The 14,464-nt window shown below is 38.9% G+C and carries 13 protein-coding genes; all 13 read right to left on the reverse strand.

Features of this window, described 5'->3' with window-relative positions; translation table 11 throughout:
* Positions 1-59 precede the first annotated feature (59 nt).
* On the reverse strand, positions 60-797 hold the full coding sequence (gene fabG, locus E1I69_RS10500; RefSeq protein WP_136379564.1) for a 3-oxoacyl-ACP reductase FabG: 738 nt from the start codon (positions 795-797) through the stop codon (positions 60-62).
* A complete protein-coding gene (gene phaZ / locus E1I69_RS10505) occupies positions 794-1,705 on the reverse strand; it encodes an intracellular short-chain-length polyhydroxyalkanoate depolymerase (RefSeq protein ID WP_136379565.1) in 912 nt (303 codons plus the stop codon). Before phaZ ends, fabG begins: the two co-directional genes overlap by 4 nt.
* Positions 1,687-2,718, reverse strand: a complete 1,032-nt coding sequence (locus E1I69_RS10510; RefSeq protein ID WP_136379566.1) for a 3-oxoacyl-ACP synthase — start codon at positions 2,716-2,718, stop codon at positions 1,687-1,689. The genes phaZ and E1I69_RS10510 overlap by 19 nt, the downstream gene beginning before the upstream one ends.
* A 6-nt stretch (positions 2,719-2,724) precedes the next feature.
* Positions 2,725-2,904 carry a hypothetical protein gene (locus E1I69_RS10515; RefSeq protein WP_136379567.1) on the reverse strand — a complete coding sequence of 60 codons (180 nt, stop codon included), beginning with the start codon at positions 2,902-2,904 and terminating at the stop codon, positions 2,725-2,727.
* Between the two features lie 12 nt (positions 2,905-2,916).
* Positions 2,917-3,924 (reverse strand): branched-chain amino acid ABC transporter permease, encoded by a 1,008-nt coding sequence (locus E1I69_RS10520; protein ID WP_136379568.1) that lies wholly within the window; start codon positions 3,922-3,924, stop codon positions 2,917-2,919.
* A gap of 4 nt (positions 3,925-3,928) precedes the next feature.
* Positions 3,929-4,789: a branched-chain amino acid ABC transporter permease gene (locus E1I69_RS10525; RefSeq protein ID WP_136379569.1), complete on the reverse strand. Its 861-nt coding sequence runs from the start codon at positions 4,787-4,789 to the stop codon at positions 3,929-3,931.
* Positions 4,790-4,965: 176 nt separating this feature from the next.
* Positions 4,966-5,673, reverse strand: coding sequence for an ABC transporter ATP-binding protein (locus tag E1I69_RS10530; protein WP_136379570.1), 708 nt, complete (start codon positions 5,671-5,673; stop codon positions 4,966-4,968).
* On the reverse strand, positions 5,657-6,424 hold the full coding sequence (locus tag E1I69_RS10535; protein ID WP_136379571.1) for an ABC transporter ATP-binding protein: 768 nt from the start codon (positions 6,422-6,424) through the stop codon (positions 5,657-5,659). Before E1I69_RS10535 ends, E1I69_RS10530 begins: the two co-directional genes overlap by 17 nt.
* A 71-nt stretch (positions 6,425-6,495) precedes the next feature.
* Positions 6,496-7,776, reverse strand: a complete 1,281-nt coding sequence (locus E1I69_RS10540) for a substrate-binding domain-containing protein (protein ID WP_431731875.1) — start codon at positions 7,774-7,776, stop codon at positions 6,496-6,498.
* A gap of 84 nt (positions 7,777-7,860) precedes the next feature.
* Entirely contained in the window at positions 7,861-8,868 is a 1,008-nt protein-coding gene (locus E1I69_RS10545) for a 3-oxoacyl-ACP synthase (protein WP_136379572.1), read from the reverse strand.
* A 16-nt stretch (positions 8,869-8,884) separates the two neighbouring features.
* Positions 8,885-10,366, reverse strand: a complete 1,482-nt coding sequence (locus E1I69_RS10550; protein ID WP_136379573.1) for an o-succinylbenzoate--CoA ligase — start codon at positions 10,364-10,366, stop codon at positions 8,885-8,887.
* Positions 10,367-10,381: 15 nt separating this feature from the next.
* Positions 10,382-10,987, reverse strand: a complete 606-nt coding sequence (locus E1I69_RS10555; protein ID WP_242634576.1) for a TetR/AcrR family transcriptional regulator — start codon at positions 10,985-10,987, stop codon at positions 10,382-10,384.
* A 117-nt stretch (positions 10,988-11,104) separates the two neighbouring features.
* Complete coding sequence (locus tag E1I69_RS10560) at positions 11,105-14,341, reverse strand: BTAD domain-containing putative transcriptional regulator (protein ID WP_136379575.1); 3,237 nt, start codon at positions 14,339-14,341, stop codon at positions 11,105-11,107.
* Positions 14,342-14,464 lie beyond the last annotated feature (123 nt).

The following is a 14,464-nucleotide window of genomic DNA, read 5'->3' on the forward strand; positions in this document are numbered from 1 at the left end:
CTGAAGGATTTGTTTTAAAGCCAAAAAAATAGGAGCCATCATATCAGCTCCTCTTTAAATTACATCATTATTCCACCATCAACATGTAAGGTTGTTCCGTTCACGTAATCCGATTCATCGGAAGATAAAAATAAATATGCATTCGCAATATCTGAAGGCTTTCCTAGCCTTTGCAGAGGAATCATCATTTTCATTTGATTGATGACCTTTTCAGGTACGGATGAAACCATCCCTGTTTCGATAAATCCTGGTACAACTGCATTTACATTAATTCCTTTTCTACCGAGTTCTTTTGCCCACGTTTTTGTCATTCCGACTACCGCTGCCTTTGATGCCGCATAATTGGTTTGACCAACATTCCCGTATACCCCAGTTACAGACGAGGTACTGACAATTTTCCCTTTGACGTTAGCAATCATATGAGGAACGACAGCTTGAGTGCAATTAAAAACACCTGTTAAATTTACGTCGATAACCTTTTGAAAATCCTCCTGAGAAAGCTTTGTCAGCATTGCATCCCGAGTTATCCCTGCATTATTTATTAAAATATCAATCTTTCCAAATCGCTCCATAACAGCGGAAACCATTTCATCAACGCTCTCTCTGTTTGCTACATCGACCTGGAAAAATTCAACATCTGCACCTTGTTCTTTCAGTTCATTAGCTCTATCAGCGCCTGTTGTATCATAGTCTGTTAAGGCAACCTTAGCGCCTTCACGTACAAATGTAATAGCAGCTTCTAGTCCAAGCCCATTTGTTGCTCCAGTAATGATTGCCACTTTATCCTTTAATCTCATTTTGTATGCTCCTTTTTTCCGATAAATTCATGCATATGTTTTAACAATAGCTCTAAGTTGTCAATTAATGGAGAATGTCCACAGTCTTCAAGTTCAAAAAATGTAGCGTTCTCTCCTAGATCTTCCATAATTTCCTTTGCCATACTTTCTACTACTACGTAATCCCGATCCCCACGTAATACTAAGACTGGGATTTTGATTTCTTCAACTTGGCCTGTTCCTTCTGTTAACCCATTGTGATGATGACTGATATTAAAGGTATTTAGTGAATAATAGACATCAGCAAGATTTCGTTGAGTCATCATATCCTCTAAATACTCATCGTAATGGGCCTCTTCAGGCTGATTTTTAGTGTATATAGCCGCATTCCAGATTGCTTTCAGGACTTCTTTATCTCGATTGTCGTAGGCAGTTTGAATTGGGATTGTTCGTGCTAGATCACTATGAATGTCTTCCATTGTCTTCAAACGATTTGAAAAATCCAGTTGTCCGTCAGCACCTAAACCATAGATTGGAAAACCTCTTGTTGATGCTGATGCTAGTAATAGTAATTTTGAGCAAAGTCCAGGATAGTCAGCGACAAACTGCATTCCTACAGCTCCACCTGTTGACCAACCAGCAATAATAAAATTTGATAAACCTATTTCATCAACAAATAATTTAATATCATCTGAGAAGTCCTTAATCGATTGTACCGGTTTATGATAAGTTGAAATACCAAAGCCTCTCATATCCACCGCATATACCTTGTAATCGCTATCAAGGTTTTCGATGACAACATCCCAATGTTTCGATGATGACATGTTCCCATGAATGAGTAGAACTATTTTTTCTCCCCCTTCACGTTCCCTGTAGCCCAAAGTTTCTCCATTTGCGAGATTAACCGTTTTTAGCTCAATGACTGACATTCACAATCCCCCCATTTAATTGTCGTGGCACCCCATGCATATCCAATACCGGCACTTACGAGAACAACAAGATCCCCTTCTTTTATTTTACCTTTTTTTACCGCCAATTCCATAGAAAGTATTTGATCGATCTGACCTATATGTCCGAATTCATTTAAATATATGGATTGGTCCTGGGTAAGACCTAACTCTTTTAACACATAATCATGGGCTGACTTTTTCATGTGGAGAATGCCCAAGTAGTCAATGTCCGACTCGGTATACCGGCTTTTTTGTACGGATGTTCGAATCACCTGAAGAAAGTTTTGCATCGACTTTTCTTCAAGTCGCTGTTTCATCCCTTCTGGATCAAGAACATCAAGCATATTTAATTTTTGCTCGAGGGCTTCTTTGGTAATCGGGTTCTTAGTTCCACCTGCAACGACAACGACATCCTCAGAAAATGCACCATCTGTGATAATATGACTCTCTAGGACGTGATTTTTAGTAATCCCTTTTTGTAGCAGGATGGCACCGCCACCCGCTCCCAAATTAAACATAAAGCGAGTTCTAGGATTCTCGTAATCAATAAAATCGACATTTCGATAACCACCCGCGAGTAACACCGTTTTTATAGAGTCATCTGATTTCATCAAATCCTTAGCAACCTTTATAGCCATGATCGTCGTACCACATCTCATTGCCACATCGAAGCCCCACGCATTTGAAGCGCCGAGCTCCTGTTGCATTTTAATGGCTGCTGTCCACAAAGGATATTCTTTATGCTCTTCCCCGATGTAGATGATTAAATCAATTTCTAATGGATTGATGTTTGCCTTTTTAATGGCTTCTCTTGCTGCTTTTATCCCCATTTCACATGTATGGTCATCAGGTCCAGGAATCGGTTTCTTCAAAATACCTAGCTTGGTTTCAATGATTTCCTTGGGTATCCCACTTTTTTTTGAAATGTCTTCTGAAGTTAAAAAGTCTTCCGGGATGTATGTCCCTGTACTTAAAATTCCAACTGATTGCAAAGTAGGTCACTCCTCTATTACACGTTTCATAAACTCTACTGCATCATCTAAATCTGTCACAACTGCCTCATCTTCCCCCTGAACATGACTAACCTTTATACGCCAGTGCTTTTTCATTGTCTTTTTATCGACATCAACTAGCGCACAACGGACAACGAAGGAAGTAATGGGTTGATTATCATTCATGGACCTCTCTCCTTAGCCGGCTATTTTTTCTTTTTTATAGTCTTTTGCTTTATTCGTCCCTTTTCGTTTATAAAACCATGACTTCACTGTTCCAACGATTCCCATTGGGAAGAACATGACAGCTAATATATATAAAATGCCAAAGAAGATCATCCATCGTTCAAAAATCCAATGCACCTTTGCAAGCCCAGTTAGCCAGTGATGGGCAAATTCGATAAGCCCCGCTCCAATGATGGCCCCAACTAATGTTCCAACTCCTCCGATAATTGTCATAAGAAGAGCATCAAGGGTTACATCAAGAGCAAATACCGATGTATTGACAAACCGTAATGTGACAACATACATGGAGCCGGAAACACTTGCGATTACTCCTGCAACTATACTTGCAATAATTTTATAATGAATCACATTATAGCCTAGTGACTCTGTTCGTGGCTCATTTTCGCGAATGGCTTGGAGAACCCTGCCAAGAGGAGATTCTGTGAATCTTTTTAACACTAAAAATACGATAATCATTAAAATCAATGTGACAAAATAGAGAGTCATCCGGTCTTTTAATACATCAGGAATGCGGAACGTAAATCCATCATTTCCTCGCGTTAATGATCGCCATTTTTCAGCTGCTACTAAAAACAAGCCCGAAAACGCCAACGTCAGCATGGCATAGAAGTGACTCTTTAACCGTAGCGAGATCAAACCTACAATATAACTTAAGATGGCTGATAGAATCATTCCAACTAGGATGGATAGCAGAAAAATAGGAACTGTTGGCTCAAATCGATGTAAAAGAACACCTGTCGCATATGCACCAATTCCGAAAAACATTGCATGCCCAAATGAAACAATCCCTGTAAAACCTAGTAAAATATCATAACTCATAGCAAAAACAGCAAAGATAAATATTTGTGTAAATAAAATCAAGATGCTCCTAGTGTCATTAATAAGTGGATAACATAGAAGAAATACTGCCGCCGCAATGTATATGATGTTCGCTTTTGAAGAATTAGTTAGAAGCCTCATTTCCTCACCCCTTTGCCCCGAATAATCCTTGTGGTCTAAAAATTAATACAATGGCCATCAGCAGCATATTGACTGCTAATGATAATTCTGGGACATAGTATGCCATGTAAGCACCTGATAACCCGACTAAAATCGCTGCAAATAGAGATCCTGTAATACTTCCCATTCCACCAATGACAACAACGATAAATGCGAGAATCGCAAATTCCATACCCATCTCCGCATAAATTTGTCCGGAATAAGGCCCAAGTAATACACCGCCAAGTGCGGCCATTGCTGCACCAACCATAAAAACGAGCATAAAAATCTTTTTAATATTAATTCCAAGCGATTGGACCATTTCCTTGTTGATAACGCCTGCACGAACGATTAAGCCAATCTTTGTATTTTTTAAAATGTAGTAAATAAGGAAGAAAACCAAGAACCCAACTAAAATAATAAATAAACGATATTTTATGAGGATAACCCCGCCAAACTCCCAGCTTCCACTCAAATATGGAGGGGTTTTCGCACTTAACTGATTTGGTCCCCAAACGACCTTTAACATTTCGGAAAGGACAATCATGACCCCAAGTGTTATCAAAATTTGTTGGACATGATTTCCGTAAACAGGTGTAACAATATACTTTTCAATCAACAACCCTAAAATTAATCCAGTAATCAAAGCTGTAATGATTCCAACTAAGAAACTGCCGGTTTGCCCATAAGACCAAACACCAGCATATGCTCCCCATGCAAATAGACCACCATGGGCAAAATTTAAGACATCCATAAGTCCAAAAATTAAGGTTAACCCTGCTGCAAGCAGGAAAATCAACATACCTGTAGCAAGTCCATTGATCGTTAAATTAATGATTGCATCCACAAATTCTCCTCCTCCCATAAGAAAAGCGCAAGGCGCGCTGCCTTCGGTGACAAGCATAAGACGAGCGCTGACAGAAGGTGCACTTTACCTTCCGAAGCGATTGGCTTAGACCAGAGAGCCGATGGCGCCTGGAGCTAGACACTGAAACTAAGTTCAGAATGACGATGAACTTCCTGTTAGGCAATTCCTAAATATTGTTTGCGGAGTTGTTCATTTTCCTTTAACTCCTTCATTTCGCCACGATGAACGGTTCTTCCATCGTCAATGATGTAAAAGCGGTCTCCAATTGTACTTGCCATAATAAAATTTTGTTCAACAAGTATAATCGATGTTTTAGACTTTATCTCTTGGATAGATTCCATCACTTTTTCTACTACAATTGGGGCTAAACCCTTACTCGGTTCATCTATTAGAAGTAAATCATTATTATTGACATAAGCCCTTGCAATCGAGAGCATTTGCTTTTGCCCCCCGCTTAGGTTCCCCCCTTTTCTTTTCCAAAACTTCTTCAGGTCAGGGAATAAGTTCAATATATAATCGAGACGGTCCTTTGTTTCTTCGTTTTCCTTTTTGATCGCGACCTTCATATTTTCTTCTACTGTTAACTCTCCAAATATGCCTTGATCCTCGGGTACGTAGCCAATCCCTTTTGCCGCAATATGATAGGTTGCAAGACCGGTAATGTTTTCCCCATTATATTCAATTGCTCCTTTAGCCGGTGGATTAAGTCCCATAATGGACCTCAGAGTCGTCGTTTTACCTGCACCATTTCTTCCTAAAAGAACAGTTACTTCTCCTTTTTTCGCTTCAAATGAAACACCCTGCAAAATATGAAATTGGTCGATATACGTATGAATTCCCTCTACCTTAAGATGCAGTGTCATCGTACAAACCTCCTAAATACGCGGATTGAACTGTTTCATTGTCCATGATTTCTGTAGGTGTCCCATCCGCAAGCAATCTCCCATTAAATAAAACCATTACACTATCAGATAGATCGAGAATCATATCCATTTTGTGTTCAATTAAAATAATGGTACGATCCCCTTCCGCTTTTATCTTTTTTATGACCTCAAGGATTGCAGGAACTTCCTCCAGCGACATTCCGGCAGTTGGTTCATCTAGTAATAGAACCTCCGTCTCTAATGCCAATAGCATAGCAATTTCTAACTTTCGTTTTTCGCCATGTGCCAAGTTTTTTGCAATTGCATTTGCTTTATTATCAAGAAGAACAAGCGATAGAATGTGTAAAGCTTTTTCTTCGAATTGTCGATATTTACGGAAGTGCTTAAACATTTGATACCTAACTCCTGCCACGGATTGAACGGCCAAACGGACATTTTCTAATACTGTTAGATTTGGAAAAACATTTGTAATTTGAAAAGAACGGCCGATTCCCTTACGTGTACGTGCAGTGGGAGAAAGTTTTGTTATATCTTCACCTTTTAAGAAAACTTGGCCATTGGTTGGTGAAAGCTGACCACTTAGCAGATTGAAAAAAGTTGTTTTACCTGCACCATTTGGTCCGATGATGGATTTGAAGTGGTTTGGAGGGACTGTAAAATTCACCTTATCAACAGCAACATGTCCTCCAAATGCAATTGTCAGTTCCTTCGTTTCAATAATATTTTTCACGTAGTCTCACCTCTTTTTTCTAAAAGGAAACTTCGGTAGAAACATACACTACCGAAGTTCCTTAATTGACTTTAGTTGCGAACTGGTGGTGCTGTTTCCTCAGGACTTAACTCTCTCATTAAGACTGGTACTGGATAATCCACACCATCAACCTTTTCTAGACGAATCGCATATAAAGTTTGAAGGGCTTGGTGGTCCTCTTCACGGAACGTCATTTTTCCTTTTGGAGTATCAAAACTCATGCCTTCCATCGCTTCGATGAGCTTATCTGCATTTGTATCACCATCGGTCTTTTTAATTGCTTCAACAATTGCTAATGCCGCGGTCATACCACCTGGAGTAAATAGGTCAGGTACCTCACCATTGAACTTTTCTTTATGTTTTTCAACTAACCAATCGTTAATATCATTTTTTGGAAGTTGATGATAGTACACTGTGAATCCTTCCATACCAATTAAAGCATCCATGGTCGCAAGTGCCGGAATATCTGGAGCACCTGTCGAGATTTTAATACCATTTTCTTGGACCTTCATATCTGCGATTTGGTTCCAAGGTGTGTTTGCACCAGCCCAAACAACATATAAATAATCAGGCTTTGCTTCAATAATCTTTTGAACATTAGATGTAAAGTCAGTTGCTGCAGGGTCTGCATATTCTTCATGAATAATCTCAGCACCAAGTTCTTCTGCTGCTTCCTTGAAGGCTGCTATTCCATCACGACCGAATGCATAATCCGGAGCAAGTGTTGCAATTTTCACCCCTTCTTTAGCGATTGCTGCTGCACCTGCAACGGCATCCTGTGAAGAGTTACGAGCTGTTCTAAAAATGTATTCGTTCCAGTCCGCACCTGTAATACTATCTGCTGCAGCTGGTTCAACAATCATGATTTTTTCGTATTCCTCTGCTAGTGGAAGAACGGCTAATGTATCCGCTGAGCTTGAAGAACCGACTAGGAAATCGACTCCGTCTTCCTCAATTAATTTAGTAGCTTTTTGAATTGCAACCTCTGGTTTTGTTTCAGTATCCTCTACAATAAATTGAATTTCTTGTCCATTGACTTCCATTGTTCCGTCTGTTGCGTATTCAAGACCAAGTTCAAATCCTTGTGTTGTTTGTTTTCCGTATGATTCAAGTCCACCACTTAATGAAGCGAGCACACCGATTTTGATCGGATCCTTTGCTTTTGTTTCTTCTGCGGGTTTGTCTGAATCACCTGAGCTTGGTTTCTCTTCTTCTGTAGTTGAAGATCCTGAACTACAAGCTGCTGCAACTACCATAAGCATGGCAAGCAGACTTAAGAAAAGCATTTTACGAAATGAGAATTTCTTCAATTTTCCTTCCCCCTTTTTCATCATAAAAACTGTAAAACCTCCTGCGATAATCGTACTTGGTGATAGTTACATTTTAGTTACAGAATATCTTTTGTGTAATTTCTGTTAACCCCATTGAATAGTAGTAGCTGCCCATGTATAACCTGTTCCGGCACTTACAGCTACAGCAATGTCACCCTCTCTTAATTTTCCTTGCTCCTGTGCAAAATGAAGACCAACACAAGGGTCAAGTGCCGACATATGGCCATGATGATCTAAATAGATTGTGTTTTCTTCTGGAATTTGTAATGTGTGAAGTAGTTCTCTAAACATGGAGCGTTTCGTATGAAGTGGAAGAAGAACTTTTATGTCTTGAAGTGAATATCCGCTATTTTGGACTGCTTGTCGAATCACTTTTTCGAAATTTGGAATCGATACAGGATCAAGCCGTTCTTTCATGCTAGATGGATCAAGAACGTCGATATAATGTTGTCGATTTTTTACTGTTTCCAGGCTTGGGAACAATTTGGAACCTCCGGCCGGTACACGAACATCTTCATAGAATGAACCATCCGTGATGATTGAACTTTCTAGAATTTCACTATTAGAAGAATTTTTTGTTAGTAATGCCGCCGTCCCGCCATCTCCAAAATTAAACATAAACCTGGAGCGAGGATTCTCATAATCTATTATTTGAGATTCTTTACAGCCTCCAACAAGTAAAATGTTTTTAATTTTTTCATCCGAGCGTAGCATATCCTTTGCTACTTTTAACGCAATTGGAAAGCAAGAGCTCACATTCATTAATTCAAATGCATAGGCATTTTTTGTCCCCAGCTCATATTGAAGTTTAGGTGCACATGACCAAACTAAATAATCCTTATGAGGACTTCCAAAATAGATCACGACATCAATCGATAGAGGATCTATCTTTGATAGGATTTTTCGGGCTGCTTCAATCCCTAGGTCTGTTGCCTGCATGGAATCATCCGACACATGCTTTTGATGCAAGCCGAACTTTTCTATAATGACTTGTTCAGGGATTCCTGTTTTTTTCGATAAATCCTTTGCTGTTTCTATCCTTTCTGGAAAGAAAACACTTGTTGCTTCAATTCCAATCTTTTCTGTTCTCATCTGTTTTACCGTCCTTTCATATTTTGACAAGCCGGTTCTTTTGGATTTTCCCCGTCGCATTCCTAGGGAGTTGATCAATAAATTCGATTTTTTTCGGAATCTTGTATTTTGCTAAAAACTGATTACAATATTCGATTATTTCTTCTTCTGTTAACAAACTCTCTTTCGTTTTTACAACAAAAGCTACCGGAACTTCTCCCCATTTCTGGTCGACAACTCCAACAACAGCCACTTCTTCAACATCTTCTAGCTTCCCTATGATTTGTTCAACCTCTAAAGGATATATATTTTCTCCACCAGAAATAATCATTTCTTTTTTCCTTCCGACAATATACAAAAATCCCTCGTCATCAACCTTTGCTAGATCGCCGGTATATAACCAACCATCTCTAAGAGCCTCAGCTGTTGCTTCCGGTCTATTCCAATATTCTTTCATCACATTTGGTCCACGAACGAGAAGCTCTCCAACATCGCCGTCTTTAACCAACGACCCTTCCGAATCTATTAATTTATACTCACAAAACAGAGCAGGCTTTCCAATCGAACCCATTTTTCGTTTGGCATCCTCTTTCAAAAGCATAAACAAGGTAGGTGATGTTTCGGTCATCCCAAAGCCTTGACCAAATAAGAACCCCTTATCAAAAAACGCCTGGATAATTTCAAGTGGACATGGAGCACCGCCATTGTAGAACCAGCGAACAGATTTCAAATTTGTTTGTTCAAATGACGGACTATGTAAAATCGCCTGATGGATTGTAGGAACACCCATTACGATTGTCGCTTGGTGCTGTTCAATCATCATTAAGGCTCTCTCAGAATCAAATTTCCCCTCAGGCAGAATGATGGTCCCACCAGCATACAAAGTTGGAAATGCAAATAAGCCTATACCTCCTATATGGAAGAGCGGAAGTAATAATAGGGAACGGTCACTAGATGTGATATCAATTGCGAGCGAATTATTAATCGCATTCCAAAACATATTATTCTGTGTCAAAACAGCGCCTTTCGGTTTTCCAGTTGTTCCGGAAGTATAACAAATTAAATAGGGAGCGCTTTCATTTATTTCAACTGAAACCTTCTCATTACCACATTTCAGATATCTTATTGTGTCAATGGATATGATTTTTTTCAGACAAGATTCCTCTTCCAAAGCATTGGATGTTTGTTGATAGATGTCTTCTATAAAAAGCGCCTCTGTCTCACTATCATTTAGCTGATAAACAAGTTCATTTACTGTTAAACGAATATTAAGTGGAACTGCAATACATTCCAGCTTTGCGATTGCCAATAGTAATACCATGTATTCATATCTATTTTGAGACAAAATCGCGATACGGTCTCCTCTTTTTATTCCCAACTTAAGTTTTAAGTAAGAAGCTAAATTGTTTACATCTTCACTAAGCGTTTTATAGGTGATTTGTTCCTTATCAGTGATAATGGCAATACGCTTCGGATGTAAATCAGCTCTTTTTTCAATCCAATAAGCTATGCCTTGCATGATGTACTCTCCCTTCTATCCTTTTTTTAGCCCTTCAAAAACAAGTGTCATTGCTGCTTCAAAAGCCTCTTCAGGAACGTCCTGCTGTTCCCAATACACCCATCTCATTCCAAGAAACTGACCAATTGACATTAAGCAATAGGCAACCGTTTCTTGATCAATCTCCTTAAATTCACCTACGCCAATTCCAGCAGATAAACTTTTTAAGAATCCATTTGCAAGTTTATCGTAATACCAGCGATAAAGATCCTTATCGACAACTACGGCTTGTTGAACGATACTATATAAATTTCTGCGATTTTTGACCCAAGTAAAGAACGCTTTAAATCCTTTCCGTTGTGCTTCCTCGAACGTTTTAGCTTTACCCATTTCTTCCTTAATGGCTAAACGAAGCTCCCGGCTATATTGACGAATGAGTTCATCAAAAATATCTTTTTTCGATGGGAAATAATTATAGAAGGTTCCCTGTGCTACATTTGCTTCTTGTGAAATATTTACAATTGAAGTCTCATAGTATCCTTTTTGTCCAAATACCTCCTCTGCTGCATGTAATAGTTTCTCTCTTGTCTCTAAGCCTTTAGGGCTCAATACTTTTTGATCTGCGTTTGTTATTCCTGACACCTGAATCACCTCTCAACTTTTATTATATACATAATAACAGACTTTTCAATATGTTTTTAAAAATAAAAAAAATAAACCATCCCCGACGGGGAATGGTTTATTTCCAAGTCTATTAAACTAATTTTGATGTTGGAGAATCAAATTGTACATTTGTTTTGTTGGTTGCATTGGCCCGACTCCTAGTTCGTCCTCCAATGCTGATACACATTTTTTATACCATTTGATTGCTTGAGGCCGGTTGTTTTTATGATAGTAGCAGAACATCAGCAAGCGATATGCTTCCTCCCATGTTCGGTCCTTGGCTATAATTTGTTCACACCAATAAATGGCTTCGTCAAACTCTTCCGTTTGGACAAAGCTTTGTGCAATACGTTCAGCTCCACGTAAAAATAATACTTGAAGCCGTTCTCTTTCACTTATGCACCAATCTTCATATCTGCGATTCGGTAAATAATCTCCCTCGTAAAACTCCAATGCCCGTCTTAAGCATTTAATGACTTGTTCGGTATCCTTTTCATGAAGTCCCGCATGTATCCATTCCTCAAACTCAATAATATCGAGTTGATAGCCTGCTTGTTGATTAAGTCCATAGGACGAACCAATACGTTGAATAAAAAATGGTGTTGATCTTGCCACTCGATTTGGTTCTAATGCATTATTCAATGCATTTAAAGCCACCTTAAAATCCCTTGCTGCCGCCGTCTCGTCATGATCCGGCCAAAGGGTGGCAAATATTTCTTCCCTGGCAATTAATGTATGTCGCATTGTCACAAAAAGCTCGAGTAATTCTTTAGCTTTTCCACGCTGCCAATCAGATTCCTCCACTTCTTGGCTCCCAAGGCATACTCGGAATCTACCCAAAGTTTGTATGCGTAGGGTGTAGCCAGGATGTGACGTAATATTTGAATAGCCTAAATTATTCAAGAGTTGATTTACATATGGAAGATGAATGCCTTCCTTCTGTGCATCGAGTAACAATGGTACGACATTATATAAATCTAGTGGTCCGAAAGTTGTGCGTTTCGTCAAGATAAAATCGTAGCCACCAACCTGCACTTTATTAAGAAAACTAGTAATAACTCCGTTAAATGACTCTTTATCTTTCTGGTGATAATAGAGAAATGCAAACCAAAGCTGTGTTAAGGCAATCCCATATTGGTCACCACAATTTCCATACAACGCTTCACATCTTGTTAAGTATTTGTTCGCTTCCTCCCATTTTTCATTATGAACAGAAGAAATACCCATACAAAGTAAAATAAGTGCGGAGAGCCACGCATCTTTTACCTTTTCTGTCTCCTCCAAGGCCTTATTCCCAAATTCAATGGCACGATCGTAGACGCCTCGATTTCCATATAATATACATAAGCCCATTAATGGCTCTGCTTTACCCCTTGCAACATTTAATTCATCCATGATTTCAAGCGCCGTTTCATAGCATTGTATCGCAAGGGAAGCGTCATATTTATCGAGCAATTGGACCGCATGTCCCATGCGCATCCAGCCACATGCTTCAACAAATGGTGCTTGAAATTGAACCCCTTGTTTAATACCTGATTCCGCCAGTTCCTTGGCATCTTGCCCATTCCCCATAAAGGACTCAATTAACGATAACAACAAATCCGTTTCACGGTGGGATTGCTGTAAATGGACTGTTTTTTGATCCTGTTCCACTACTTTCTTTTGAATCAGAATTTTTTTCGCTTCAACTAGCTTTCCAGTCCGCAAAAATAATCTTGATTCCAAGTTTCCATCCAATAATGGAATATTGAGTTCGCGTCCTTTTTCATACCACTTTTTCGCTTTATTCGCATGACCAGCATTGGCCAGATTTTCAGCCATTAATTGATATACCCTACTTTTATCTTCACTTGATGAAGCAGCATTTTCTTCGAGTGCTTCAATTGCCTGTAATAAATACCGCTCAGCTTTCCCGGGTTGGATTGTATCAAGATAAATTTTCGCTTGTCCTTCATAGGCTTTGCTTAACCCCTCTAGGTCCCCAGCAGAATGAGCAAAGTGAATGGCTTTTATGTAACAATCCTCAGCCTCCTTATAGGAACAGCGATATCTTAACGCTTCTCCCTTATAGAGCCATAATAGATAATAATGGTTCATAAGCGATTCCGGGATCTTTTTAATCCGATCGAGGAGGCCTTCAAGTTGTCCATTTTGAATCATCTTTTCTCCATAATGGTGGAGAATTTCCGCAATTCTTTCAAAATCACAGGACTTCTCAAGATGATAGATTGCCTGATTAAAATCTCCTGTTCTTTGAAAATATCGTGCGGTTTGAATATGTAAATTATAAAAATGCCGTTCATTCGTCGAATACAGGCGCTGTTCGAGAAACTCCTTAAACAAAGCATGATAGCGATATTGTCCTTCTCCAATAGAAAGTAAAAAAAGATTATGGTCGGAAAGTTCCTTTAACATTTCGCCTGAGCTTCTGATACCTAAAACTTCATCACACACTTTACCGTTCAATTCATCAAAAATACACGTATTCTCAAGAAACTGTTGAACCATCGGTGGCTGTTTCATGAACACTTCCATTGCAAGAAAGCGAAACAATTCATCAAGTGATTTCGATTTATTATTTAGAATTGCCTCCAATCCTCCATCAGAGGAAAGCTGCCCTCGAATCATTCCAATCGCAATGATCCATCCTTCTGTTAATGAAAAAATTTTCTTTATATCTTGATCAGTCATATCTCCCTCATATAAATCACTTAATAGTACCTCAACTTCATCAAACGAAAATACGAGGTCGCGCTGTTTAAGTTCAAGGAGTTCTCCCTTCACCGTCATCGAAGTTAAGAAATCCCAGCTTGGTTTTATCCGACTTGAGATAACAAGATTTAAATTCATTGGAAGATGTTGTATCAACCACGCCATCCAATGGTCTATTGATGAAGAGTGTTGTATTAAATGATAATCATCAATGATAAGCATAACGTTCTTATTTAGCAGAATTATCTCATTGATAAACAGCGAGCATAGTGTTCTTATTTCTTCATCCCGTACATATCTTTCAATATTCTCAACATAAAGAAGTAGTTCCGTCCCAAATCCGTGGTGATTTTTTCGAATGGCATAGACCACATATGTTAGAAAAGGAATAATATCGTCATCATTCGTCCCCACACTATACCAGCATGGCATATTTTTTTGATCATGAATAAAGGATGCAAGTGCAGTTGTTTTTCCGTAACCGGCTCCCGAGTGTAGAATGGTTAGCGGATATCTTGGAATCGTTTTCATTTTCTTCATTAAAGACGGCCTTTGTAAAATGATGTCCTTTAAGTTGGGGGGAGTAATTTTTGTTTGCAGAACCTGTATCTTAATCCCCATTGCATTACCTCCCTTCGTATCAAATGCACCCATGCATTTTTATGCCAAACCAATTCATAATTTTGGTACTATTTTAACATATCCAAGCCAAAAAAGAACTCGAAATTCAGTTGAGTTCTTTGA

The organism is Bacillus timonensis (assembly GCF_004799755.1).
GTDB classification, from domain to species: domain Bacteria; phylum Bacillota; class Bacilli; order Bacillales; family Bacillaceae_L; genus Ferdinandcohnia; species Ferdinandcohnia timonensis_A.

Bases quoted from the DNA above. Each gene is read 5' to 3' on its own strand.
- E1I69_RS10550 (WP_136379573.1), bottom strand. From the start codon at position 10,366: ATGCAAGGCATAGCTTATTGGATTGAAAAAAGAGCTGATTTACATCCG.
- E1I69_RS10530 (WP_136379570.1), bottom strand. From the start codon at position 5,673: ATGACACTGCATCTTAAGGTAGAGGGAATTCATACGTATATCGACCAA.
- E1I69_RS10540 (WP_431731875.1), bottom strand. From the start codon at position 7,776: ATGAAAAAGGGGGAAGGAAAATTGAAGAAATTCTCATTTCGTAAAATG.
- E1I69_RS10560 (WP_136379575.1), bottom strand. From the start codon at position 14,341: ATGGGGATTAAGATACAGGTTCTGCAAACAAAAATTACTCCCCCCAAC.
- E1I69_RS10515 (WP_136379567.1), bottom strand. From the start codon at position 2,904: ATGAATGATAATCAACCCATTACTTCCTTCGTTGTCCGTTGTGCGCTA.
- E1I69_RS10545 (WP_136379572.1), bottom strand. From the start codon at position 8,868: ATGAGAACAGAAAAGATTGGAATTGAAGCAACAAGTGTTTTCTTTCCA.
- fabG (WP_136379564.1), bottom strand. From the start codon at position 797: ATGAGATTAAAGGATAAAGTGGCAATCATTACTGGAGCAACAAATGGG.
- E1I69_RS10520 (WP_136379568.1), bottom strand. From the start codon at position 3,924: ATGAGGCTTCTAACTAATTCTTCAAAAGCGAACATCATATACATTGCG.
- phaZ (WP_136379565.1), bottom strand. From the start codon at position 1,705: ATGTCAGTCATTGAGCTAAAAACGGTTAATCTCGCAAATGGAGAAACT.